General features: G+C 59.8%; 24 protein-coding genes. 22 read left to right on the forward strand and 2 right to left on the reverse strand.

Annotation, left to right across the window (positions count from 1 at the left end; genetic code table 11):
- Positions 1–29 precede the first annotated feature (29 nt).
- Positions 30–1,235 (forward strand): ABC transporter substrate-binding protein, encoded by a 1,206-nt coding sequence (locus ON14_RS10775; RefSeq protein ID WP_010205105.1) that lies wholly within the window; start codon positions 30–32, stop codon positions 1,233–1,235.
- Between the two features lie 63 nt (positions 1,236–1,298).
- Here the strand turns inward: ON14_RS10775 and ON14_RS10780 are convergent, their stop codons facing one another.
- On the reverse strand, positions 1,299–2,282 hold the full coding sequence (locus tag ON14_RS10780) for an asparaginase (RefSeq protein WP_010205106.1): 984 nt from the start codon (positions 2,280–2,282) through the stop codon (positions 1,299–1,301).
- A 99-nt stretch (positions 2,283–2,381) separates the two neighbouring features.
- Here ON14_RS10780 and ON14_RS10785 point away from each other — a divergent pair, with 99 nt between their 5' ends.
- The 4 genes from ON14_RS10785 to ON14_RS10800 all read left to right on the forward strand — a co-directional run bounded on the left by ON14_RS10785 (position 2,382) and on the right by ON14_RS10800 (position 6,507).
- Positions 2,382–2,852, forward strand: coding sequence for an OsmC family protein (locus tag ON14_RS10785; RefSeq protein WP_010205107.1), 471 nt, complete (start codon positions 2,382–2,384; stop codon positions 2,850–2,852).
- A gap of 119 nt (positions 2,853–2,971) precedes the next feature.
- Positions 2,972–3,955 (forward strand): FKBP-type peptidyl-prolyl cis-trans isomerase, encoded by a 984-nt coding sequence (locus tag ON14_RS10790; protein WP_010205108.1) that lies wholly within the window; start codon positions 2,972–2,974, stop codon positions 3,953–3,955.
- 50 nt (positions 3,956–4,005) lie between these two features.
- Positions 4,006–5,088, forward strand: coding sequence for a 1-deoxy-D-xylulose-5-phosphate reductoisomerase (locus tag ON14_RS10795; protein WP_010205109.1), 1,083 nt, complete (start codon positions 4,006–4,008; stop codon positions 5,086–5,088).
- 90 nt (positions 5,089–5,178) lie between these two features.
- Positions 5,179–6,507 carry a M50 family metallopeptidase gene (locus ON14_RS10800; RefSeq protein ID WP_010205110.1) on the forward strand — a complete coding sequence of 443 codons (1,329 nt, stop codon included), beginning with the start codon at positions 5,179–5,181 and terminating at the stop codon, positions 6,505–6,507.
- 108 nt (positions 6,508–6,615) lie between these two features.
- On the opposite strand, the gene ON14_RS10805 is transcribed toward ON14_RS10800, so the two are convergent.
- Positions 6,616–7,812, reverse strand: coding sequence for an acetyl-CoA C-acetyltransferase (locus tag ON14_RS10805; protein ID WP_010205111.1), 1,197 nt, complete (start codon positions 7,810–7,812; stop codon positions 6,616–6,618).
- A 126-nt stretch (positions 7,813–7,938) separates the two neighbouring features.
- On the opposite strand from ON14_RS10805, the gene ON14_RS10810 reads away from it, so the two are divergent.
- The 17 genes from ON14_RS10810 to ON14_RS15500 all read left to right on the forward strand — a co-directional run bounded on the left by ON14_RS10810 (position 7,939) and on the right by ON14_RS15500 (position 23,462).
- A complete protein-coding gene (locus ON14_RS10810; RefSeq protein ID WP_010205112.1) occupies positions 7,939–9,129 on the forward strand; it encodes a substrate-binding domain-containing protein in 1,191 nt (396 codons plus the stop codon).
- A gap of 14 nt (positions 9,130–9,143) precedes the next feature.
- Entirely contained in the window at positions 9,144–9,899 is a 756-nt protein-coding gene (locus ON14_RS10815) for an ABC transporter ATP-binding protein (protein ID WP_010205113.1), read from the forward strand.
- The gene (locus tag ON14_RS10820) at positions 9,896–10,621 is read left to right on the forward strand and encodes an ABC transporter ATP-binding protein (protein ID WP_010205114.1); all 726 of its coding nucleotides are present in this window, start codon (positions 9,896–9,898) and stop codon (positions 10,619–10,621) included. Before ON14_RS10815 ends, ON14_RS10820 begins: the two co-directional genes overlap by 4 nt.
- The gene (locus ON14_RS10825) at positions 10,618–11,493 is read left to right on the forward strand and encodes a branched-chain amino acid ABC transporter permease (RefSeq protein ID WP_010205115.1); all 876 of its coding nucleotides are present in this window, start codon (positions 10,618–10,620) and stop codon (positions 11,491–11,493) included. The genes ON14_RS10820 and ON14_RS10825 overlap by 4 nt, the downstream gene beginning before the upstream one ends.
- A complete protein-coding gene (locus tag ON14_RS10830) occupies positions 11,490–12,569 on the forward strand; it encodes a branched-chain amino acid ABC transporter permease (RefSeq protein ID WP_010205116.1) in 1,080 nt (359 codons plus the stop codon). Before ON14_RS10825 ends, ON14_RS10830 begins: the two co-directional genes overlap by 4 nt.
- A complete protein-coding gene (locus ON14_RS10835) occupies positions 12,566–14,128 on the forward strand; it encodes a class I adenylate-forming enzyme family protein (RefSeq protein WP_010205117.1) in 1,563 nt (520 codons plus the stop codon). The genes ON14_RS10830 and ON14_RS10835 overlap by 4 nt, the downstream gene beginning before the upstream one ends.
- Complete coding sequence (locus tag ON14_RS10840) at positions 14,125–14,781, forward strand: TetR/AcrR family transcriptional regulator (RefSeq protein ID WP_010205118.1); 657 nt, start codon at positions 14,125–14,127, stop codon at positions 14,779–14,781. The genes ON14_RS10835 and ON14_RS10840 overlap by 4 nt, the downstream gene beginning before the upstream one ends.
- Positions 14,778–15,524 (forward strand): 3-hydroxybutyrate dehydrogenase, encoded by a 747-nt coding sequence (locus ON14_RS10845; RefSeq protein WP_010205119.1) that lies wholly within the window; start codon positions 14,778–14,780, stop codon positions 15,522–15,524. The genes ON14_RS10840 and ON14_RS10845 overlap by 4 nt, the downstream gene beginning before the upstream one ends.
- Positions 15,521–16,159: an alpha/beta fold hydrolase gene (locus ON14_RS10850; protein WP_237719729.1), complete on the forward strand. Its 639-nt coding sequence runs from the start codon at positions 15,521–15,523 to the stop codon at positions 16,157–16,159. Before ON14_RS10845 ends, ON14_RS10850 begins: the two co-directional genes overlap by 4 nt.
- Positions 16,156–16,428 (forward strand): hypothetical protein, encoded by a 273-nt coding sequence (locus ON14_RS16205; protein WP_237719730.1) that lies wholly within the window; start codon positions 16,156–16,158, stop codon positions 16,426–16,428. Before ON14_RS10850 ends, ON14_RS16205 begins: the two co-directional genes overlap by 4 nt.
- Positions 16,425–17,201: a CoA transferase subunit A gene (locus tag ON14_RS10855; RefSeq protein WP_010205120.1), complete on the forward strand. Its 777-nt coding sequence runs from the start codon at positions 16,425–16,427 to the stop codon at positions 17,199–17,201. Before ON14_RS16205 ends, ON14_RS10855 begins: the two co-directional genes overlap by 4 nt.
- Positions 17,201–17,845, forward strand: a complete 645-nt coding sequence (locus tag ON14_RS10860; protein ID WP_010205121.1) for a CoA transferase subunit B — start codon at positions 17,201–17,203, stop codon at positions 17,843–17,845. The genes ON14_RS10855 and ON14_RS10860 overlap by 1 nt, the downstream gene beginning before the upstream one ends.
- A 70-nt stretch (positions 17,846–17,915) precedes the next feature.
- Positions 17,916–18,974 carry an alpha/beta fold hydrolase gene (locus tag ON14_RS10865; protein WP_010205122.1) on the forward strand — a complete coding sequence of 353 codons (1,059 nt, stop codon included), beginning with the start codon at positions 17,916–17,918 and terminating at the stop codon, positions 18,972–18,974.
- Between the two features lie 40 nt (positions 18,975–19,014).
- Positions 19,015–20,163: a flavodoxin-dependent (E)-4-hydroxy-3-methylbut-2-enyl-diphosphate synthase gene (gene ispG, locus ON14_RS10870; protein ID WP_010205123.1), complete on the forward strand. Its 1,149-nt coding sequence runs from the start codon at positions 19,015–19,017 to the stop codon at positions 20,161–20,163.
- 18 nt (positions 20,164–20,181) lie between these two features.
- Positions 20,182–21,963 (forward strand): proline--tRNA ligase, encoded by a 1,782-nt coding sequence (locus ON14_RS10875; RefSeq protein WP_010205124.1) that lies wholly within the window; start codon positions 20,182–20,184, stop codon positions 21,961–21,963.
- Between the two features lie 74 nt (positions 21,964–22,037).
- Entirely contained in the window at positions 22,038–23,039 is a 1,002-nt protein-coding gene (gene nusA / locus ON14_RS10880; RefSeq protein WP_010205125.1) for a transcription termination factor NusA, read from the forward strand.
- Positions 23,040–23,171: 132 nt separating this feature from the next.
- Positions 23,172–23,462 carry a YlxR family protein gene (locus ON14_RS15500; protein ID WP_010205126.1) on the forward strand — a complete coding sequence of 97 codons (291 nt, stop codon included), beginning with the start codon at positions 23,172–23,174 and terminating at the stop codon, positions 23,460–23,462.
- Positions 23,463–23,519: the final 57 nt, after the last annotated feature.

A 23,519-nucleotide genomic window follows, 5' to 3' on the forward strand; every position in this document is an offset into this window, starting at 1 on the left:
GGGGTAATTGGTGGGGCGAAGGAGAAACCGTGACGAGACCACTTCCGCAGGGTCAAGCGATCCAGCAGTCAGTGCTGCAGGCGAAGCAATCTCAACTCAGCCGCAGGCGGCTGTTGCAAGGAGCAGGACTAGGCGCATCAGCGCTAGCTCTCGCAGCCTGTGCTGCCCCTGGCGATTCGGGTGCGATTGATATTTCTGAAACTGACAGCTCGCTCGTATGGGCTAGCTGGCCGTCGTACATCGACGAAGACCTCAGCGGTCATTCGGCGACGCTAAAAACTTTTAAGAAAGAATCCGGTATCAGCGTTGAATACCGCGATGTCGTCAACGACAACGTCGGGTTCTATCTGACGATGAAAGACCAGCTTGCGTTGGATAAGCCCACCGGAGCAGACCTCATCGTCGTCAGCGAGTGGATGGCTGCGCGTCTCATCAGATTCGGCTACGCCCAGAAATTTGATCAGGGCAACATCCCGAACAAGGAGAATCTCAACAAGAAACTCGCGAGCCCGGATTTTGACCCGAAACGTGAATACTCGCTGCCCTGGCAAAGTGGATTCATTGGCCTCGCGTGGAACGCAGACGAGTACCCCAACGGACTAGTTTCAGTCGAGCAACTGTGGCGCGACGACCTCAAAGGTAAAGTTGTGGTGCTTGCCGAGATGCGTCACACCATGGGGATGCTTCTGCTGGCTCAAGGCGTCGATATCTCGAAGGATATTTGGGGAATCGATGAGTTCAAGGTCGCGAGCGCAGTGCTCGAGCAGCACCTCACGTCTAAGCACATCATCGGCGTAATGGGCAGTGACTACATCGAAATGTTCAAGTCGGGTGAAGCCCTCGCAGGGTTTGCCCGTGCGGGCGACGTCGCTGTTCTGAACGCTCAGGCCGGATATGAGAAGTTCAAGTTCTTGCTACCGGGATCGCGAGGAACGTTCTTTACGGACGCACTGGTAATCCCCGCCGGTGCGCAGCACAAGACCAACGCTGAGAAGCTCATTAACTTCTACTACGACCCTGCGGTCGCAACAGAGGTTGTTGATTGGATTCGCTGTGTGAGTCCCGTTGACGGCACGCTCGAGTACGCGATCGAGAACTACCCGAATCTGGCAACCAACCAGTTCACTTTCCCGAATGCCACCGCAATGTCGCGTGCTAGTACGTTTCGCACACTCTCGACCTCTGACGACCAGTCATTCAACGCGGAGTTCCGTCGCATCACTGGCAAGGGCTAACACCGCGTCAACCATCCAGCGCGGCGCACACCGTAAGCGTTGCGGCGCGCTGGCAGGTTCGCGTTAGCCGAGGTCGAAGCGAAGCTCGCCAACCGGTAGTCCCCGGCCGAGAACTTTCTCGGTGGTCGAGGAAAGCACAGCGGCAACAGCACCACTGTCGAGAGCGCCAGCCTCAGCGAGCAGAGAAAGCCCGACCGGCAAGAGCGGACGAATTGATCCGTCAAGAATTTTCAGAGTGACGGTGGTGCCGTCTGGTGCCGCCGCGATCAAAACGCCCTCGGCGCCGCGCTTAGCGATGATGCCTAAGGTGTTCATGGCCTCGGCGACCTGGGGCATGTCTAGTCCCCACGCATTCGCACGAATCGCGCTTATGAGGGCGTGGGCGTGTGGATCGCTTTCGACCGTGGCGGTTGCGACGCGTTGGATCGCCGTCGCCAGCGAAACAAGACTCATCGCAAAAACTGGTGCCCCGCATCCGTCAGTTCCCTCATGAGCCAATTCGGCCCCGGTAAACTCAACCACTGTGGTGCGGATTCGGGCCTGCAATGGATGTTCGTGCTCGAGGTAGCTCTCTAACGGCCAGCCATTGACCACGCACGCAGCCAAGAAACTGGCGTGTTTACCTGAACAGTTCATTGCTAGCCGAGTTGGAGCATCGGCCGCACGCCGCGCCTCCGAGTCAGCAGGCCAGTCGTGAGGGCACCGCAGGTCGTCAACGCTGAGTCCGTATGCCGTCAGCGTCGACTCTGCAACGTCCTGATGGCGCTGGCTGCCAGTGTGGCTTGCGCTGGCTAGAACGAGCTGTTCGTCAGGAAGCGTCACGCCCGAACGCAATACGGTGATGGCCTGCATTGGTTTAAGAGTCGAGCGCGGGTAGATAAGAGCATTGGGGTTTCCGAGGCGTCGCACCTCGCTCCCGTCGGGCGCGAGCACTATCGCGGCACCGAGGTGGCGAGATTCGATCATCCCCGACCGCTCCAGAACAGCGAGCTGCACGGTGTCGTCAGCGGTGAGGGCTTGGGCTGGGGGAGAAGAAACTGCGTTCACGGTTCCACGCTAGCGGCATCCACTCGTATTCCCGCGATAGCGTGTTGAAATACGGCCGACTCGAATGCGTCGCGCTAGGTTCGGGCGAGGGAGATTCTGATGAACATTGATCACAACTTTGAGGTGCGACTGGAGTGGTCGGGCAACCTGGGTGAGGGAACTACCAGCTATCGCGGGTACTCCCGGCACAACACGATCACGGCGGTGGGAAAACACAGCATCGATGGCTCTAGTGCCCGCGTCTTTCACGGGGCAGCCGATCGTTGGAATCCCGAAGAGTTGCTCATCGCCGCCCTTAGTCAATGCCACATGCTGAGCTATCTGCATGTGGCAGTCAGCCGCGGAATCGTTGTCACTGACTACCATGACGAAGTTTCGGGCACGATGAAGCAGACCGATAACGGTGGCGGGCACTTTACTTCGGTAACGCTGCGACCCGTGGTGACAATTTCGGCGGGCAGCGTAGAAGATGCGATGGAGGCGCACGCCGAAGCCAGCCAGAAATGTTTCATTGCCTCGTCGGTGAATTTTCCGGTGCTTCATCAGCCGCGCATCGTCGTCGCCGAATAGTTTCCGGTCACGCATCGCTCGTTGGCACCGATCCCGAAGCGAGCGGCGATTCCACACGCTACGTTCAGCAAGCGTGGGAGAGTATTGGGATCTCCGTGTTCTTGCTGTGAAGGGTTCCTGTGCGTAAAGCTATTCCGTTTTTGTTGACCATCGGCGTTGTGGCGTCACTTGCCGCGTGCTCGCCCGCCGATTCGACGACGGCAGAGGACTCGGGTGATTGTTCCGTCACGGCATCAGGCACTGCGTCAGAAGCCGTCGACGTCAGCGGAGACTTCGGCACCAAGCCAGAAGTGACCATCGATTTTCCCACCGATGTTTCGGAAACCGAGCGTTCGGTTGCAATCGAGGGTGATGGCGACCAAGTTGCGGTTGAAGGCGCTACCGCTAACGTGCATTTCACGCTTTACAGCGGCGCTACCGGTGAAGAACTCTCTGTGACGAGCTACGACGAAACCGGCATCGCCCCAATTCCTATTGATGCCGAGCAGTTTCTTGTTGGCATCGTCAAGACCATTCAGTGCTCAACCGCAGGCGCACGCGTCGTCGGAGTAATTCCTCCCGAGGAGTCCTTCGCTGATGATGCTGCCCGCGAGCAGCTTGGCGTTGCAGCCGACGACGACATCGTCTTCGTGGTCGACGTTGTCTCGGTTGACGCACCGGCCGGCCCTGCGCTTCCTCGCGCCGATGGTGAAGACCAGCCCGCTGAAGATGGATTCCCGACGGTCGAGCTAGATGATGACGGTCGCCCCACGATCACTATCCCGTCCACGGACCCTCCCGCTGAGCTGGGAATTGCCGTGCTCAAGCAGGGCGACGGTGAGACCGTCGAAGAGAACTCCGATGTCACGGTCCACTATGTGGGCATGAACTGGACCACTGGAGAGATCTTCGATGAAAGCTGGGCTCGCGGAACACCATCGACCTTCAACACTGGTCAAGTCGTTCCTGGTTTCAAGGCCGCGCTTGAAGGCCAGAAGGTTGGCTCGCAGATTCTCGCGGTTCTCCCTCCGAGCGAGGGTTATGGCGAAGCTGGCAACGAAGGGGCCGCGATCGGCGGCACCGACACGATTGTTTTCGTTGTTGACATTCTGGGTGTCGGCTAGCTCGCGCTCGTCGTTTCCATCAGTGCTGTTTGGCTCGCTAAGGTAGCGGAATGCGCAAGATAATTCTGCTGGGGTCCACCGGTTCGGTCGGCACTCAGGCGTTAGACGTCATCGAAGCAAACCGCGATCAGTTCGAGGTTGTCGGACTGGCGGCGGGATCGAATCGTGCGCTTGTTGCTGAGCAGGCGGCGCGTTTCGGAGTCGAGCACACCGCGTTTGGCGCTGAGCAAGCTGCCCAGATGGTGCGGGATGTTCCCGCTGATGTTGTCGTCAATGGCATTACCGGTTCAGTGGGGCTTGGGCCGACCCTTGCGGCCCTCGATTCTGGTGCGGTGCTGGCTCTTGCTAACAAGGAGAGTTTGATCGTCGGAGGCGACTTAGTGATGTCGCGGGCGAAACCTGGCCAAATTGTTCCCGTGGATTCCGAGCATTCGGCGATCGCACAAGCGCTACGTTCCGGTGAATCCTCGGAGGTGCGTCGTTTGGTTCTGACAGCATCTGGTGGCCCATTTCGTGGGCGCACCCGTAATTCGCTTCGTGACGTTACTCCGCAAGAAGCGCTCGCGCATCCAACGTGGGATATGGGCCTCGTCATCACGACGAACTCCTCGACGTTAGTCAATAAGGGTCTCGAGGTCGTCGAGGCGCATTTGCTTTTCGGGGTACCGTACGACCGCATCGCGGTGACGGTTCATCCGCAATCGATCGTTCATTCAATGGTCGAGTTTGTCGACGGTTCCACGATTGCGCAGGCGAGTCCGCCTAATATGCGCCTGCCAATTTCGCTCGCCTTGGATTGGCCGCACCGTGTTGCTGGCGTCGGTGTTCCGCTGGACTGGACAACTGCCAGCACGTGGAGTTTTGAGCCACTTGATAGCGAAGTTTTCCCGGCCGTTGAGATGGCGAAAGCGGTGGGTACTGCGGGGCTCACCTATCCCGCTGTGTTCAACGCCGCTAACGAGCAGGCAGTGCTTGCATTCCATGCGGGGGCGATCAGCTACCTGGATATTTTGGATGTCGTCGATCAGGTTGTGCAGACCCATGAGCCAACTGAGCTGAGTCTCGATGCCCTGCACGACGCTGAAGCGTGGGCTCGTCGTGAAGCTGATTCAGTAGTCGCCACGCGCAACTGATAGCGAAAGTCACCCCCAGTGCGGGGTAGATCTGCGGCTTCCACAGCACCGGCACAGGTCGGCGTCGGTGCTCATGGCTATTCTTAGCGAGTGGAAAACGTGCTCTTGTATATTCTCGGCATCTTGGTTGTTGTCGTCGGCCTTGCCGTGTCTATCGGCCTGCATGAGGTTGGCCACTTGCTCCCCGCCAAACTATTCGGTGTGCGCGTAAGTCAGTACATGATCGGTTTCGGCCCGACGATTTTTTCCCGCAAGCGCGGCGAAACTGAGTATGGTTTCAAGGCTATTCCGCTCGGTGGGTATATCGCGATGGCCGGAATGTATCCTCCCGGAAAGGCCAACGACAAAGGGCGCACGGCCACAACGGGCATTTTCCAGACTCTGGTTCAGGACGCTCGCACCGCGAGTGCTGACACTCTCGTCGACGTCGACGAATCGCGGGCTTTCTATAACTTGCCCGTCTATAAGCGTGTAATCATCATGCTGGGCGGCCCGCTGATGAACCTACTCATCGGAATTGTGATGTTTGCGATCCTGCTCATGGGTTTCGGTATTCCACAGACGACGACCACGATTAGCAGCGTTTCGGAGTGCGTGATCCCAGCGACGGCAGACCGTCAGGCCTGCGAGAGTACTGATCCTGAAGCTCCGGGGTATGCGGCGGGAATGCTTCCTGGAGACCGCCTCGTGTCAATGAATGGCGAGTCGGTAAATTCTTGGGCTGAAGCCACTGAATACATCCGTGCTGCGGCGGGCGACGAGCTGACGGTCGTCGTAGAACGTGATGGCCAGAACCTCACGCTCGTGACGGAGCCGCTGCTTACCGAACGCTATGTGCTTGACGATCGCGGTCAGATTGTCGAAAACGCCAATGGTGAGCCGCAGACCGAGGAGTACGGATTCTTGGGCATCGGTTCCGCTGTAGATACGGTTCAGCAGCCGGTGGCCGCCGTGTTGCCTGCTGTTGGTGACAATGTCGCGGCTGTTGGCAATGTCATTCTGCACCTTCCCCAACGAATGATCGATGTTGCTGGGGCGGCGTTTGGGCCGGGCGACCGTGATCCCAACGGTCCGATTGGTGTCGTTGGCGTTGGTCGTATTGCCGGCGAAATCGCGAGCCTCGATTCTGCGCCGGTTGCGGATCGAATTGCGTCGTTGATTGGTCTAATCGGTTCCCTCAACGTGGCGCTGTTCGTCTTCAATCTTGTGCCGTTGATGCCACTCGATGGCGGGCATATTCTTGGCGCGCTGTTTGAGGGCGTTCGCCGCTTCTTCGCGAAGTTGTTTGGCAAGCCCGACCCGGGCCCCGTCGACACCGCGAAGATCATCCCGTTGACGCTTGTCGTCGTAGTTCTTCTTGGTGCTATGACGCTGCTGTTGGTTTACGCAGACATCGTTAAACCGATTTCGTTCTTCTAGCCCCAAGGCCGTTGTTCTTTTAGGCCAAGGGCCCGTGCCGACAATTCTGTGGCGAAACTTTGTGATGCGTTGCGGTCTGGTCGTGCTGCCAGACCGCAACGCATGGTCTTAGCGGGTAAGCAGTAGCGCGTCGCCTTGTCCGCCGCCACCGCACAGCGCTACCGCAGCCCGGCCTGAGCCGCGGCGTGCGAGCTCGTGGGCGGCGTGCACGACGAGTCGCGCTCCGGATGCCCCGACCGGGTGCCCGATCGCGATTGCACCACCGTGAATGTTCACGATGTCGTGGCTGAGCCCAAGTTCCGCCGTTGAGCGGAGGCTGACGGCCGCAAAGGCTTCGTTGATCTCGGCGAAGTCGAGGTCGCTTGCACTCCACCCGGCATTCTCCAGTGCTGCGGCAATAGCGCGGGCAGGCTGCGAGTGCAACGAGTTGTCAGGGCCAGCGACGTGGCCGGAACGGTCAAGAACGGCGAGCCACGTGAGACCGTGTTCTTCTGCCCAAGCGCGGCTCGCCAGGATAACGGCCGAGGCGCCGTCGCTCAGCGGCGACGAGTTTCCGGCAGTGATGGTTCCGGCAGGATCGAACGCGGGACGAAGGCCAGCGAGGGTCTCGACGGTAGTGTTGGCGCGCACGCCCTCATCCGTGTCGAGCACCAGGTCATCACCTTTGCGTTGGGGGATGGTGACGGGAGCGATTTCGTCCACGAAAACGCCGGCCTCAATGGCGGCGGCTGCGCGCTGGTGCGACGCTGCGGCGATTTCGTCTTGTTCGGTGCGACCGATGTTCAGGCGACCATTGTGACGCTCGGTGCTTGCGCCCATTGATTCGGCGTCGAACGCATCAGTCAGCGCATCGTGCGCGGCAGAGTCAAGCGCAGAGACAGTGCCGTAAGCCCAGCCCATGCGTGACCCGGGGAGCACGTGCGGTGCGTTGGTCATGGATTCTTGACCGCCGGCAGCCACGACATTGGCTTCGCCGAGGCGGATGAGGCGCGCAGCATCCACAATCGCGGCAAGTCCAGACAGGCAGACTTTGTTTACGGTGACGGTGGGAGTCTTCCACGCGAGGCCGGCAGCGATCGAGGTTTGCCTGGCAGGGTTCTGACCGGCGCCGGCCTGAATTACTTGACCGAAGATGACTTGATCGATGTCGTCGACATTCACGCCTGAACGCTCGACGGCGGCGCGAAGTGCTACTGCGCCGAGCTCAACGGCCGTGAGGGAACCGAGTTGTCCGCGCAGTTTTCCTTGTGGGGTGCGTGTTGCGGAAAGGATTACTACATCGTTGGGTGCAGGGGTGTTGGCCACTGTGCAAACTCCTTTGTTGGTGTGCCGTATTGACAGCGCGGTTGAGCAACCATAGGCTACATGAAACCTGAACCGGGTCTCAGGTTCAGATCACAATCCTCCTAAGGCAGCAGGAAAGGTCCCATCATGCGGGTCAATAAAAAGTACCTCGCTCCGGCGTTAATTGCGACGGTTGCACTCACACTGGCAGGCTGTGCCCCCAGCGTCGATAGCGGAACCGGCGGCGACGAACTTGCCCCCGTTGATATTTCGATCATTACTTCCCAGACCGGCCCGCTCGCGGCCTACGGCGAGGCCTACCTCGCGGGCTTCGACGCCGGTCTCGATTACGCCACTGACGGCACAGGCACCGTTGATGGCCGCGAGCTCAACATTGAGATCACGGATGATGCGGGAGACGCCGACAAGGCGGTTACCGCAGCGAAAGACGTGATCGGTCAAGGTCAGAAGATCATCATCGGTACCGTCTCCTCCGGAATCGCCCTCGCGATTGCAGAACAGGCCGAACAAAACAAGATTCTCTACATCTCCGGCCCCGCAGCCGCAGACGGCATCACCGGCGTGAACGACTACACGTTCCGTTCTGGTCGCCAGAGCTACCAAGACGTCGCGACTGCCGGTACTTTCATCGGTGATCCTGCCGGTAAGTCCGTTCTTGTCTTCGGTCAAGACACCGCATTCGGCCAGGGCAACGTTGCCGCAGCAACCGCCGTTCTTGGCGGCCAGGGCGCAGAAGTAACGAGCTTGCTCGTACCCGAAGATGCAACAGAGTTCACTCCGTTCGCCCAGCAGATCGTTGACACACAGCCCGACCTCGTGTTCGTCGCGTGGGCCGGAGCGACGTCCGGAGCAATGTGGCAGGCACTCAGCCAGCAGGGCGTCTTCGACAGCGTTCCCGTAGCCACCGGTCTTGGCGACGTCTCGACCTACGGTGCTTATGGCCCCGCGAGCGACAAGATCAGCTTCCTCAACCACTACTTCGGTGGTGCAACAGATAACGACGCCAACAAGGCGATGGTGAGCTATCTCGAAGCAGAGGGTAAGCAAGCTGACCTGTTCTCTCCTGACGGTTTCGTTGCCGCTCAGATGGTTGTTCAAGCAGTGCGTGAAGGTGGCGACGATGTCGATGCCATGATTGCGGCGCTCGAAGGCTGGACGTTCGATTCGGTCAAGGGGTCGATCACGGTTCGTGCCGAAGATCATGCCATGATCCAGCCGATGTTCCAGGTCTCGCTCGTTGCTGATGGCGACTCGTGGATGCCTGAGTTGATCGAGGCCGTCGATGCTGACGCTGTCACCCCGCCCATCGCCGAGTAAGTAGCTAACTAACAATGTCGAACCAGCCCGTGCTCACGGTCGAGCACCTTGCCCTCACGATCGGGGGTGCCGTCATCATTGATGACGTGTCGCTCTCGATCTCCCAGGGTGAGATGCTCGGCGTGATCGGCCCGAATGGGGCCGGAAAAACCACGCTCTTCAATCTCATTTCTGGAGTGATGACTCCCACCAGCGGAGCCGTCGCTTTGGAGGGGCGTGATGTCACGAATCAGACTATTGATGCGCGGGCCCGGGCTGGGCTCGGCAGAACTTTTCAAACATCCAGTCTCTTCCCGGCGCTGAGCGCGCTGGAGAATGTTCGACTGGCCGCCCAAGTAAAACTGGGTGGTGCAACATCAGTACTGCGGTTTCCGCGGTCGAACGACAAAGCAACAACAATCGCCCGAGCTCGACTCGACGAGGTAGGGCTCAATCACCACAGCGCCACGGTGGCCGGGGTTCTTTCCCACGGCGACAAACGCAAGCTCGAAATCGCGATGCTCCTGGCCACTGACCCCAGCGTCATCCTTCTCGACGAGCCGATGGCGGGGGTCGCCTCTGGCGATGTTGCCGGGCTCACCGAAGTGATTCGCCAGGTCCATCAGTCGGGACGCACGGTTCTGATGGTCGAACATCATATGGATGTCGTCCTCGGCCTGGTAGACCGCGTTGCGGTTATGCACCATGGCCAGTTACTCGCCTGCGACACCCCGGACGCTGTTATGGCAGACGAAGCGGTGCAGAAGGCTTATTTGGGAGCTCCACTATGACTGAATCGACCGGCGCTACGCCGACGGTGACAGATTCGATCCTGACGGTTTCTGATCTCAGCGCCAGCATTGACGGCCAGCAGGTTGTTGAATCGGTGAGCTTCGAGATGCTTCCGGTGGGGGTCACGGCTCTCTTGGGTCGCAATGGTGTGGGTAAGACGAGCACGTTGCGGGCGATCTTGGGGCTCATCGAGCGCTCGGGCGAGGTGACGATTGCGGGGGAGCGCGTCGACCGCGAACCTACGCACCGCATTGTGCAGCGCGGTGTTGGTTATGTCCCTGAGGACCGTGAGGTGTTCGCGTCCCTGACGGTTGCAGAAAATCTGCGCCTGGCAGAGCGAAATTCTTCGCCGAACCGTCGACTAATTGAAGAACTTTTTCCTGATCTCACTGAGCGTGCCAGTCAATTGGCGGGAACTCTTTCGGGTGGCCAGCAGCAGATGGTGTCGCTGGCTCGCGCTCTCGTCAACGAGAACCGGGTGTTGCTCGTCGATGAGCCGACCAAGGGCCTCGCGCCCCTCATCGTGATGGATGTTGCGCGCGCGCTTGAGCGCGCCGCCGAAACTGTGCCGGTGCTGTTGGTTGAACAAAATTTGCAGGTTGTGCGGATGCTCGCCCAGAAGGTGATCGTGCTTGAGGGTGGCCGCGTTGTCTATGACGGTGGTGCCGAAGAGCTATTGGGCAACGAAGCTCTGACAAAAGAATTGCTGGGGGTCGCATGAGCACCATAGTTTTGTTGCTGATCACAGGGTTGGGGCTTGGTGCTCTTTACTTCTTGGTCGCATCCGGTCTGTCGCTGATTTATGGCCTCATGGGCGTGCTGAACTTTGCCCATGGTTCTTTTCTGACGCTCGGTGCTTTTGCGGGTTGGGAGTTGGCGAGGCGGATGGGCGGCGAAAGCTGGGGCACGCTGATTGCGTCTTTGCTTCTCGGCATGGTCGTCGGTGCTCTTGCTGCTGCCGCTACCGAGTTTTTCCTCATCCGGCGCCTCTATAACCGGCATATTGAGCAGGTGCTTGTCACTGTCGGTTTGGCGCTCGCGACAGTGGCTCTGTTCGATGGCATCTGGGGTACCGACGCCATCTACGTCACGGCACCGTCATGGTTGTCTCAGACCACCGAAATCTTGGGAGCCCGCGTTCCTAATGACCGCTTCTTGCTGATCGGTGCCGCAGTACTTGTGCTCATCGGCATCGTTGCCTTCTTGCGGTATACGCGTTTCGGGCTCGTCATTCGGGCGGGGGTGGAGAACCGTTCGATGGTTACCGCCCTCGGCATCGATGTGCGCAAAGCCTTTACCGTCGTGTTCGCGATTGGTGGTGCTGCAGCCGGACTGGGTGGCGTGCTCGCCTCGCACTACTTCGGTTACGTCTCGCCCCAGCTCGGGGGCTCGCTGCTGATCTTCGCCTTCATCGTTACGGTGATCGGTGGCCTGGGCTCTCTTTCCGGTGCGGCGATCGCGTCGGTCGCCGTTGCGATCCTTCAGCAGTTCGCGAACTACTTCTGGGGTGGAACAGGCGACCTCATGGTCGTGCTGTTGCTCGCCGTGGTGCTCTTGGTTCGTCCGACCGGAATTATGGGGAAGAAAGCATGAAGTCGCTCACGAACCTCAGCCAGCGCACGTGGTGGATTGTTGGCGGCGTCTTGGTGGCGTTTGCTGCCGTTCTCCCGCTGCTGAATATCTCGATCCCCGGTGTATTGCCCGGCGCTACGTACACACCAGGCACTTTGCAGTTGCTGGCCCTCGCCTTGCTCTTTGCCTCGCTGGCGTTGAGCTACCACCTGCTGTTTGGTACCGCCGGGATGCTGTCTTTCGGCCACGCGTTGTACTTCGCGCTTGGCGCTTACGGACTGGGCATTGTGTTGCAGCAGACCGAGCTCACACTGATCCCGGCATTGGGGCTCACGCTCGCGGTGGTTATCGCCGCCGCCTATTTGCTCGGTTCTTTGAGCCTGAGGGTCACGGGGATCTCGTTCGCGATGGTGACGCTGGCTTTCGCTCAGGCTGGCAACGTGCTCGTGCGTCGTAATCCGACTCTGACCGGTGGTGAGGAGGGGCTGCGTCTCGATACTGAGCACGTTCCCGACTTCTTCATTGGCGTGGTCAATACGCGCAATCTTTATTGGCTCGCGCTCGCCCTGTTGGTCGTCGTGTTTGTGGTCGTTGCCTGGTTCGAGAACTCCCGTGCGGGTCATGCGGTCACTGCTACTCGCGAGAATGAGTTGCGCGTGCGCGTGTTGGGTCTGCGTCCCTTTGGCGTGAAGCTGATGGCGTTCGTGATTGCCTCAGTGCTGGCATCGCTGGTCGGAATGGTGCATTTGCTGTTGCAGAGCGGAACAACGCCGCGGGCGACATCCGCAGACTTCACACTCACGATATTGGTGATTGTCGTGCTCGGTGGTGTCGGATCTCGCTGGGGCGCGATCATCGGCGGGATCATCTACACGTTGCTGGATCAGCGGCTCACGGCGCTCGCGGGCTCCGATGCAATTGCCGATCTTCCCGCAATATTGCGGATTCCTCTCTCAGAACCGCTCTTTATCTTGGGCACGCTGTTTATCCTTGTGGTGTTGTTCCTTCCCGGAGGAATCGCTGGTGCAGCGCGGCGCCTAGGAACAGGCACCAACGCCACACCACTCGCGCGCAAGCAGCTTGAGGAGGCGGAATGATCCAGTCTGATGGGCTGCACACGTTAGGGCGGTGGACGGCTGACCGCGCGATTGCCACTCCAGATCGAGTGGCCGTCGATGACCGTGGTGTCGTGCTGACCTACCGTCAACTGGATGATCGAGCTACTGCCCTTGCCCGCGCTTTTCTGGCTGGCGGCTACGGCGTCGGCGATCGCATCGCCACGATCACGGGAAACAGCTCCGATCATGTTGTGGTGTTCTTTGCCTGCGCCAAAGCGGGACTCGTGCTTGTTCCCCTGTCGTGGCGGTTGTCTCCCCGGGAGATCGCTCAGCAACTCGAACAAGCTGATCCCGCACTACTGATCGTGGAGGACGAGTTTTCGACCCTCGCAACGCTGTCCACTGACCGGCTCGTCGCTCCCATTGCTCGGGGAATCTTGGGCACCCACGGTATCGAACGCGACATGGTGGCTCCGCTACGGAGCACCGCGGAGCTCCCGCTGCACCATGAAGTGCGTGATGACGACCCTCTGCTCATCATTTTCACCTCGGGCACCCTCGACCAGGCCAAGGGTGCCATCCTGAGCCACGCCAATTGTTTCTGGACCAACCTGTCCCTCTCCCGCACCGCCGAGATCACGAGCGCCGATACGGTGCTCGCCGTCATGCCGCAGTACCACGTCGGTGGCTGGAACATTCAGCCGCTACTGGCGTGGTGGATGGGGGCCACGGTGGTGCTCGAGCGCACCTTCGACCCCGCCCGAGTGCTGCAGCTCATCGCCGATCGTCGCATCACCACGATGATGGGCGTGCCCGCCAACTACTTGATTCTGTCGCAGCATCCGCGATTCGCGTCCAGCGATCTCTCGAGTCTCGCCCACGCCATTGTGGGAGGAGCACCCATGCCCGAACCGCTGTTGCGGGTCTGGCACAGCCGCGGAGTTGCCCTCACCCAGGGCTACGGCCTTACCGAGGCGGCACCCAACGTGCTCTGTCTTCCGGATGAGGAAGCGCGCGTGCGAATTGGCTCGGCCGGTAAGCCCTACCCGCATGTGGACGTCGACATTGCCGACCCCGTGACCGGCGAACGCATCGAAGGAGCAGGGCAAGGCGAGTTGCTCGTGCACGGCCCTGGAGTCTTTAGCGGCTACTTTCGTGCCCCAGAAGCCACGGCGCTGGCGCTGCGCAACGGCTGGCTCGCGACCGGCGACCTCGTGAGCCGAGACGCCGAAGGCTACTACCGCGTGCTCGACCGCATCAAAGACATCTTCATCACTGGGGGAGAGTCCGTCGCTCCCGCAGAAATCGAGGGCGTGTTGTTTGGGCATCCGGCCATCGCCGATGTTGCTGTTGTCGGCGTCCCAGATGCCACGTGGGGCGAAGTTGCTATCGCGTGGGTGGTGGTGCGCTCGGGCGCTGCCACCGACGAAATCGATGTACTGAACTTTGCGCGCACCGGCCTCGCCAAGTTCAAGGTGCCAAAGCGTGTGATTTTTGTCGAACACATCCCACGATCATCCAGCGACAAAGTCCGTCGCCGGGTGCTGTTGGAGCAGTGGACAGAACAGTCAGCACAACCAGGACGGATCAGTTCATGAGCACACCACTTACCGCTCGCGGTACCCGCACCAAGACAAAACTGATCGAGGCTGCTGAGACGGTCTTTGCCCGCTACGGCTACACCGATGCCTCCGTTGTGCGCATCACGGAGGAAGCCGGAGTCGGCCAGGGGACGTTCTATCTCTACTTCTCCAGCAAGCTCGAGATCTTCGAAGAACTCGTGGAGGATCTGAACCGCCGCGTGCGTCGTGCCATGAGCGAAGCCTCTGGCGCAGCATCCACTCGCATCGAATCAGAGCGCGCCGGCTTTCGCGCCTTCTTTGAATTCACTGCCGAGCACCCGGCTCTCTACCGCGTGGTGCGAGAGGCCGAATTTGTCTCGCCCAAATCATTGCGGCTGCACTATTCGCGCATCGTCGATGGCTACATCGAGGGGCTAAAAGAAGCCCAATTGCTCGGAGAAATCGGTGACATTGACCCGACAGTGGCAGCGTGGGCGCTCATGGGCATTGGTGAAATGATCGGGATGCGCTGGGTTCTGTGGGGCGATTCGGCCGACGCCGGAAACGACGCCGATCCGACCGCGAGTGGCACCTCCCGGGTTCCCGACGAAGTTCTCGATCAGATGATTACGTTTATCCGCCGTGCTCTGGCTGTGCCAGAGCCGCGCAACGAAGGAGTCGAGAAATGACCGATCTCACGGGCCGCAGAGCCCTTGTCACCGGGGGAGCGAGTGGAATTGGTGCCGCGTGCACCGAGGCTCTGGCCTCCGCCGGCGCCCACGTCATTGTGGCTGACCTCAACGGTGATGCGGCTAAAGCTCAAGCCGACCTCATCGGCGGTGAAGCGTGGCAGATTGATCTCACAGACACAGCGGCGCTCGCCGATCTCTCGCTTGATATCGACATTCTCGTGAACAACGCGGGCATCCAACATGTGAGCCCCATCGAGAGCTTCGATCCGGTGATGTTCGGCCGCATCCTCGACCTCATGGTTGAGGCGCCGTTCTTGCTCGTGCGGGCTGCTCTTCCGAAGATGTACGAGCGCGAGTTTGGGCGCATCATCAATATCAGCTCGGTGCACGGCCTCCGCGCCTCGCCCTATAAGTCGGCGTATGTCACGGCGAAGCACGGGCTCGAGGGCTTCTCCAAGGTCACGGCGTTGGAAGGTGGCGCGCACGGTGTCACGAGCAATTGCGTGAACCCTGGCTACGTGCGCACGCCGCTAGTTGAAAAGCAGATCGTGGATCAGGCAAAGGTGCACGGGATTCCCGAATCCGAAGTGGTCGAAAAGGTCATGCTCACGGAGAGCGCCATCAAACGTCTTCTTGAGCCGAGTGAGGTGGCCGATCTCGTGCTGTGGCTCGCCGGCGACACCGCTGGCATGGTCACCGGTGCCTCGTACACGATGGATGGCGGCTGGAGCGCACGATGACCACGCAACAGAGCACCATCACGTGCCCGGTCGACGGCGGCGAGCTCACGGCTGCCGTCTGGCAACCGGAGACAGAACCACGCGGCACAATCCTGCTGATCCACGGCATTTCGGCGTCGCACAGGTCGTGGCCACTCGTCGCGAAAGCCTTTCCTGAGTACCGCGTCATCGCTCCCGATCTGCGGGGCCGCGGCGCCAGTCGTGACCTTCCGGCTCCGTTCGGGATGCCGCAGCACGCCAAGGACATGAACGCGCTGTTGGCCGCAACCGGCACTGACTCGGCGCTCGTCGTCGGGCACTCGATGGGTGCTTTCGTCGCGACAACCTTGGCGGCGCAGTTCCCGGAGCGTGTCTCTGGCCTGCTCTTGATTGATGGCGGTTTGCCGATTCCGGCGCCCGCCGGAGTCTCAATGGAGGATTTGCCGCAGGTGATCTTGGGGCCGGCTGTTGATCGGCTCTCGATGACGTTTGAAAACCGCGAGAGCTACCAAGATTTCTGGCGAGTGCACCCAGCGTTCGCCGATGATTTCACGGAAGCCATTCGCGATTACGTCGACTACGACCTCGTGGCACCGCCCCCGAGCTGCACCCCGCGAGCAACTTGGCGGCGGTCAGTTTCGATGCCCTGCAATTGAGCGGCGACACCGACTATCTGGCGGGGCTTCAGGGGCTCACGATGCCGGTGCATTTCATCCGGGCACCGCGGGGTCTTCTCAATCAGGTCCCGGCGTTGTATTCTCCCCAAGAGTGCGACCAATGGCGGTCTGAACTTCCCCACGTGACGTTCTCTGAGGCTGCCGACGTGAATCACTACACAATTACTTTGACGCAGCGTGGCGCAGATGGTGTTGCGGGCGTCATGACTGAACTATTGGCGAATCAACCGCGGGAGGTCCGAGCGTGACTATCGATAAGACAGTGGGGTCGGCGGCAGAATCAATCGCTGATATTCCCCGTGGGGCATCTCTGGCCGTTGGCGGATTTGGCCTGTGCGGTAATCCGATGGTGCTCATCCAGGCACTGCTTGAGCTGGGGTCAGACGACCTCAGTATCGTCAGCAATAACTGTGGAGTGGATGACTGGGGGCTCGGCGTTCTGCTCGCTGCCCGCCGTATCCGCAAGATGACGTCGTCGTATGTTGGCGAAAACAAAGAGTTTGAGCGCCAGTTCCTCACGGGCGAGCTCGAAGTCGAGTTGACCCCGCAGGGCACCCTCGCCGAAAAGCTGCGTGCTGGCGGTTCGGGAATTGGCGCATTCTTCACCCAGACTGGTGTCGGAACCCAGGTTGCCGAGGGTGGTTTGCCTCGCCGCTACGACGGTTCGGGTGGCGTGGCTATTGCCTCACCACAAAAAGAGGTGCGTTCGTTCGATGTGAACGGCACCGCGAAAGATTTCGTGCTTGAAGAATCAATCACGACTGACTTCTCGCTCGTTCACGCCCTCAAGGGAGACCGTCACGGCAACCTCGTCTTTGCGAAGTCGGCCCGAAACTTCTCGCCGCTCGCCGCGATGGCGGGCCGCATTTGCATCGCTCAGGTCGAAGAGCTGGTGGAGCCGGGCGAGATTGAGCCGGATGCCGTTCACCTGCCCGGCGTGTATGTCACGCGAATCCTTGAAGTTGGCTCCGATGTCGAGAAACGGATCGAACGTCGCACAGTGCAGAAGGTGGTTGCGTAATGGCTTTGACTCGTGAAGAAATGGCGGCGCGTGCCGCTCTCGAACTGGCAGATGGTTCTTATGTGAACCTCGGTATCGGGCTTCCGACGCTCGTGCCGAACTATGTTCCCGAGGGGCGCACGGTTGTATTGCAGTCGGAGAACGGCATCCTGGGTGTTGGTCCGTACCCGACCGAAGAAAACGTCGATCCCGACCTGATCAACGCCGGAAAAGAGACCGTCACCACGCTTCCCGGTACGGCTTTCTTTGACTCCGCCATGAGTTTCGGCATGATTCGCGGTGGCAAGATCGACGCGGCCATCCTCGGAGCCATGCAGGTTTCGGTTGCCGGTGACCTCGCCAACTGGATGATCCCCGGCAAGATGATCAAGGGCCCGGGCGGTGCCATGGACCTCGTGCACGGCGCAGCTCGCGTCATCGTGCTCATGGAGCATGTTGCTAAAGATGGCAGCCCCAAGATTGTGAATGAATGCTCCCTGCCCCTCACCGGTCGTGGTGTCGTTCACCGCATCATCACCGACCTCGCGGTAATAGACGTGACCGATCGTGGTCTCGTGCTTCGGGAACTCGCTCCCGGCGTTGACGAAGCAACTGTTCGCGCCGCCACCGAACCCGAGCTCATCGTCGAGCTCATAGCCCCGTAACCAACAAACAAAAACGCAGAACATCCGCAGTCTCACGAGCACCCGCAGTCTCACCAACTAAGGACACCCCATGGCAACTCTTCTTGACGGTATCGTTCAGCACAGCGTCACAACACCGCGCATCGTCGCGTCGGTTCTGGAACGGCCATCCGACACCGCAACCTCGACGGTGGTGTTCGTGCACGGAAACGTGTCATCGTCGCTGTTTTGGCAGCCGACGATGCTTGCTCTGGATAGCCACGTTCGCGCGCTGGCGATTGATCTGCGCGGCTTCGGCGACAGTGAAACTTTGCCGGTGGATGCCACGCGTGGCGTTCGGGACTTCTCCGACGACATCGCTTCCGTGCTCGACACCCTCGGTATCGACCGGGCAAGCTTTGTCGGGTGGAGCATGGGCGGCGGAGTCGTCATGCAGTTCATGCTCGATCACGCCGACCGTGTCGATACCGTCTCGTTTGTGTCACCTGTCTCACCCTTCGGCTTTGGCGGAACCACGGGTGCGAATGGTGAGCTTCTGAATCCCGAGTGCTCTGGCACGGGCGGCGGGGGAGCGAACCCCGAATTCGTTGCGCAATTGAACGCGGGCAACACGACTGACGATTCACCGACATCCGCTCGTCTGGTGTTCCGCACGGCCTATGTTGTGGATGCCGCAGCCCACACCGAACACGAAGATCTGTGGGTCGAGTCGATGCTCACGACCGCGACCGGCGAAGACAACTATCCGGGTGATTCGGTCGCCGTTGAGGCATGGCCCGGCTTTGGCCCAGGAGGACGCGGAGTGCTCAACACCATGACTCCCGACCATTTCAACGTCAGCGGAATCACTGAGCTAGAGACGAAGCCGCGAGTGTTGTGGGTGCGCGGTCTGAACGATGCGATTGTCTCGGATGCTTCTGGTTTCGATCTGAACTTCCTTGGCCAGTTGGGTGTGATTCCGGGCTGGCCCGGGGTTGAGGTTGCTCCGCCCCAGCCGATGATCGAACAGACCCGTGCCGTTTTCGACCGCTATGTCGCCAATGGAGGCGAATATATCGAACTCGCGTGGGAAAACTGCGGTCATTCGGCGCACCTCGAGCGTCCCGCTGAGTTCGTTGAGGCGCTCTCTGCTCATCTCGCCGCGCGCTAGCGTTCCGCAGATGTTCAGGAGTCGGCTTTAGGATGGGCTAGTGCCAGCAATCAATCTTGGAATGCCGAAAGTTCCCGAAGTCCTCGCTCCCCGTCGCAAGACCCGCCAAATCAAAGTGGGTTCGGTAGGAGTGGGCAGCGAGTCGCAGGTCAGCGTTCAGTCGATGACCACGACGCAAACGACGAACATTGACGGAACGCTCCAGCAGATTGCCGAACTCACGGCGTCGGGCTGCGACATCGTCCGCGTTGCGGTTCCTCATCAAGATGACGCGGATGTCTTGCACATCATTGCGAAGAAGAGCCAGATTCCGGTTATTGCCGATATTCACTTTCAGCCGCGCTATGTTTTCTCGGCGATTGATGCGGGAGTGGGCGCCGTGCGCGTCAATCCCGGCAACATCCGCAAGTTTGATGACAAGGTCGGCGACATTGCCAAGGCAGCCAAAGATGCCGGTGTGAGCCTGCGTATCGGTATCAACGCCGGTTCGCTTGAGCCAAGCCTGCTGCAAAAGTATGGCAAGGCTACTGCTGAGGCGCTCGTCGAGAGCGCGGTCTGGGAGGCAAGCCTCTTTGAAGAGCACGACTTCCACGACTTCAAGATTTCAGTCAAGCACAATGACCCCATCGTGATGGTGAAGGCGTACCGCATGCTTGCCGAGCGCGGTGACTGGCCGCTGCACTTGGGCGTTACCGAAGCTGGCCCCGAATTTCAAGGCACGATCAAGAGCGCTACGGCGTTCGGCATCCTGCTTTCTGAAGGCATCGGTGACACGATTCGTGTTTCCCTGTCGGCACCGCCCGCTCAAGAAGTGAAGGTCGGATTGCAGATTCTGCAGTCGCTGAACCTTCGTGAGCGCAAGCTAGAAATCGTCTCGTGCCCCAGCTGTGGTCGCGCTCAGGTCGACGTGTACAAGCTCGCTAACGACGTCACTGAGGGTCTCGAAGGCATGACGGTTCCGCTGCGCGTTGCCGTGATGGGCTGTGTCGTCAATGGGCCCGGTGAGGCCCGTGAAGCTGACCTCGGTGTTGCCAGTGGTAACGGCAAGGGGCAGATCTTTGTGAAGGGCGAAGTCATCAAGACCGTTCCCGAATCAGAGATCGTTGCGACGCTTATCGAAGAGGCCAATCGCATCGCAGCCGAAATGCCTGCCGGCGAGATCGGTACCCCGCAAGTATTGACCCCGTAGCGCCACTAACATTGAGACGTGTCTACACGTCTTTCTCAACTCTTTGTCCGCACGCTCCGCGAAGATCCCGTTGATGCTGAGGTAGCCAGCCACCGCCTTTTGGTGCGTGCCGGCTACATCCGTCGTCAGGCTCCTGGTGTCTTTGCGTGGTTGCCGCTTGGTCTCAAGGTTCGCCGCAAGATCGAGGCGATCATCCGTGACGAGCTCGAATCGTTCGGCGCTCAAGAGGTGCACTTTCCCGCGCTGCTGCCACGGGAGCCCTATGAGCTGACGGGGCGCTGGACTGAGTACGGTGACGGCATTTTCCGTCTTCAGGATCGCAAGGGCGCCGACTATCTGTTGGCCCCAACGCACGAAGAGGTCTTCACGCTGCTCGTGAAAGACCTTTACTCGAGCTACAAAGATCTGCCACTTTCGCTGTATCAAATTCAGGACAAGTATCGCGATGAGGCGCGCCCGCGTGCTGGCCTACTGCGCGGTCGCGAATTCACGATGAAAGACAGCTACTCCTTCGATTACACGGATGCTGGCCTCGACCTGTCGTACCAGCAGCACCGTGATGCTTACGAGCGCATTTTCACTCGCCTCGGGCTCGAATACGTCATTGTGTCGGCGGATGCTGGAGCGATGGGTGGCTCGAAGAGTGAAGAGTTCTTGCACCCCACCCCTGTTGGCGAAGACACGTTCGTTCGCACCGCTGGCGGGTACGCGGCAAACGTGGAGGCGTATCGCACGACGACGCCCGAAGCGCTGCCGATTGAGGGCTTGCCCGCGGCGCTAGTTTTCGACTCGCCAAATACGCCGACGATCGAGACGCTTGTTGCGCTTGCTAATGAGCAGCAGCCGCGCGACGATCGTCCGTGGACGGCGGCAGACACGCTTAAGAACATCGTTCTTGCGCTCAAATCGATTGACGGATCCCGTGAACTCGTCGTGGTCGGTCTTCCTGGCGACCGTGATGTCGACCTCAAGCGTGCCGAGGTCGCCTTCGCCCCCGCTGAGGTTGAAGCGGCAACGGCTGAAGACTTTGCTGCGCTTGCCAAGCTCGAGGGAAACCCCGGCTTCGTGAAGGGCTATATCGGTCCGTGGTCGTCTGAGGGCGCCGTGCTCGGCGAGAAATCGGCAACCGGGGTTCGTTTCGTTCTCGATCCTCGCGTCGTCGATGGCACGCAGTGGATCACGGGCGCAAACCTCCACGAGAAGCACGTGCTTGGTCTCGTTGCCGGTCGCGACTTTGTCGGCGACGGCATCGTTGAGGTGTCGGATGTTCGTGCCGGCGACCCTGCTCCCGACGGCAGCGGCCCCATTGAAACCGCTCGCGGCATGGAGATCGGTCACGTCTTTCAGCTCGGCCGCAAGTATGCCGAAGTCCTCGGACTCAAGGTCCTCGATGAGAATGGAAAACTTGTCACCGTCACCATGGGTTCGTATGGCATCGGTGTAACACGCCTGATGGCAGCCATTGCGGAGACAACCAACGACGGCAAGGGCCTCTTGTGGCCTAAGAACATCAGCCCGTTTGACGTGCACATCGTCGCGGCCGGCAAAGACCCCGTCATTTTCGAGACCGCCGAGAACCTCGTTTCTGCGCTGGAGAGTGCCGGTCTCGACGTGCTCTTCGACGATCGCCTCAAGGTTTCGCCCGGGGTGAAATTCGGCGATGCCGAGTTGCTGGGCATTCCCAAGATCGTGATTGTTGGCCGCGATGCTGCCAACGGAATGGTTGAAGTTTGGGATCGCGTCACCAACGAGCGCACCAGCACGAGCATCGCCGAAGTTGGTGCCGCGCTCCTCGCCTAAGGCGGCTAAACTAGCCTATTCGGATCCAGTAAGGATCCGGTTTATCACCCCTAAATGAATATCGGAGGCCCTCAATGGATATCGACTTGAGCGTGCTGCGCATGATGGAGCGCGAACGAGAGATACCGTTCGAAGAACTGGTGCAGATCATTGAGCAGGCAATCATGAGTGCCTATCTCAAGCACGTTGAGGCTCCCGAAGGTACAGCTGCAGAGATTGCTCCAACGGCTCGCGTCGTTCTCGATCGCAAGACCGGGCACGTTAGCGTGTGGGTTCCTGAATACGACGAAGAAGGCGCAGTCGTCGGCGAGGCTGAAGACAGCCCCACTGATTTCGGCCGCATCGCGGCTTTCGCGGCGAAGCAGGTCATCAATCAGCGGTTACGCGACATTGGTGACGACAAGGTTCTCGGCGAATTCAAAGGTCGCGAAGGCGACATCGTTGCTGGCGTCATTCAACAGGGCCCCAACCCACGGATGATCCACATCGATCTCGGCACTGTAGAGGCGATTATGCCTCCCGAAGAGCAAGTGCCGACCGAAGAGTACAAGCACGGTTCTCGCTTGCGCGTCTACGTCACTGCCGTCAATAAAGGTGACAAAGGCCCACAGATCACGGTCAGCCGCACCCATCCTTCGCTCGTACGCAAGCTCTTTGCGCTCGAAGTTCCGGAGATCGCTAGCGGCCTCGTTGAGATCACGTCAGTAGCTCGCGAAGCCGGTCACCGCACCAAGATGGCGGTGCGCGCGACTGAATCAGGCATCAACGCCAAGGGATCCTGCATTGGTGAGCTTGGCCAGCGCGTTCGCGCTGTGACCGCAGAGCTCAACAACGAGAAAATTGACATTGTCGACTACTCCGAAAACCTTGCAACCTTCGTCGCAAATGCGCTGTCGCCGGCCAAGGTGTCGAGTTCATTCGTCATCGACGAAGCAACGAAAGCGGTTCGCGCCCTCGTTCCCGACTACCAGCTTTCGCTGGCGATCGGCAAAGAAGGGCAGAACGCGCGCCTGGCGGCAAAGCTCACCGGCGCACGCATCGACATCCAGCCAGACTCAATCCTCGACGGCGAGTAGTCGCTCGGCCGCTGTCGACACTGCGTGCACATCGCGGAGTCGACAGTGGTCGAGGGCCAACGGTGCTCGCGAGCACGCAACTCGTGCCGAAACTGGGCGCGGGGGAGTGCGTGATTGGAGAGTAGGGGTATCATGGAAGCAATAAGGACGTGCATCGGCTGTCGCGCAAGTGGCAGCAGATCGTCGTTACTGAGAGTTATCGCATCTCACGGTGCGGTTGTGGCCGACCATTCGGCCGCACTTCCGGGTCGTGGTGCCTGGCTTCACCCCACGCTCACGTGTTACGAGACTGCAGTCAAACGCAGAGCTTTTGCGCGTGCGTTGAAGGTGGAACCACCACTAGATACCGAAGCACTTCTTTCAGTGTTAGCTGAATATGAGGCGGGACATCAACCGGTGTCCCCTAACGAACAGGCTGATTGACCTATGGACAACTAATGAGCAACTCGAAATGAGTTCCGTCAGTAATTAGTGGTCTGC

It is taken from the genome of Salinibacterium sp. PAMC 21357 (assembly GCF_000247645.1).
Lineage (GTDB): Bacteria > Actinomycetota > Actinomycetes > Actinomycetales > Microbacteriaceae > Rhodoglobus.

Excerpts from the sequence above, each read along its gene's own strand:
- ON14_RS10785 (WP_010205107.1), top strand. The coding sequence starts at position 2,382 with ATGAACATTGATCACAACTTTGAGGTGCGACTGGAGTGGTCGGGCAAC.
- ON14_RS10795 (WP_010205109.1), top strand. The coding sequence starts at position 4,006 with ATGCGCAAGATAATTCTGCTGGGGTCCACCGGTTCGGTCGGCACTCAG.
- ON14_RS10810 (WP_010205112.1), top strand. The coding sequence starts at position 7,939 with ATGCGGGTCAATAAAAAGTACCTCGCTCCGGCGTTAATTGCGACGGTT.
- ON14_RS10815 (WP_010205113.1), top strand. The coding sequence starts at position 9,144 with ATGTCGAACCAGCCCGTGCTCACGGTCGAGCACCTTGCCCTCACGATC.
- ON14_RS10820 (WP_010205114.1), top strand. The coding sequence starts at position 9,896 with ATGACTGAATCGACCGGCGCTACGCCGACGGTGACAGATTCGATCCTG.
- ON14_RS10825 (WP_010205115.1), top strand. The coding sequence starts at position 10,618 with ATGAGCACCATAGTTTTGTTGCTGATCACAGGGTTGGGGCTTGGTGCT.
- ON14_RS10830 (WP_010205116.1), top strand. The coding sequence starts at position 11,490 with ATGAAGTCGCTCACGAACCTCAGCCAGCGCACGTGGTGGATTGTTGGC.
- ON14_RS10835 (WP_010205117.1), top strand. The coding sequence starts at position 12,566 with ATGATCCAGTCTGATGGGCTGCACACGTTAGGGCGGTGGACGGCTGAC.
- ON14_RS10840 (WP_010205118.1), top strand. The coding sequence starts at position 14,125 with ATGAGCACACCACTTACCGCTCGCGGTACCCGCACCAAGACAAAACTG.
- ON14_RS10845 (WP_010205119.1), top strand. The coding sequence starts at position 14,778 with ATGACCGATCTCACGGGCCGCAGAGCCCTTGTCACCGGGGGAGCGAGT.
- ON14_RS10850 (WP_237719729.1), top strand. The coding sequence starts at position 15,521 with ATGACCACGCAACAGAGCACCATCACGTGCCCGGTCGACGGCGGCGAG.
- ON14_RS10860 (WP_010205121.1), top strand. The coding sequence starts at position 17,201 with ATGGCTTTGACTCGTGAAGAAATGGCGGCGCGTGCCGCTCTCGAACTG.
- ON14_RS10865 (WP_010205122.1), top strand. The coding sequence starts at position 17,916 with ATGGCAACTCTTCTTGACGGTATCGTTCAGCACAGCGTCACAACACCG.
- nusA (WP_010205125.1), top strand. The coding sequence starts at position 22,038 with ATGGATATCGACTTGAGCGTGCTGCGCATGATGGAGCGCGAACGAGAG.
- ON14_RS15500 (WP_010205126.1), top strand. The coding sequence starts at position 23,172 with ATGGAAGCAATAAGGACGTGCATCGGCTGTCGCGCAAGTGGCAGCAGA.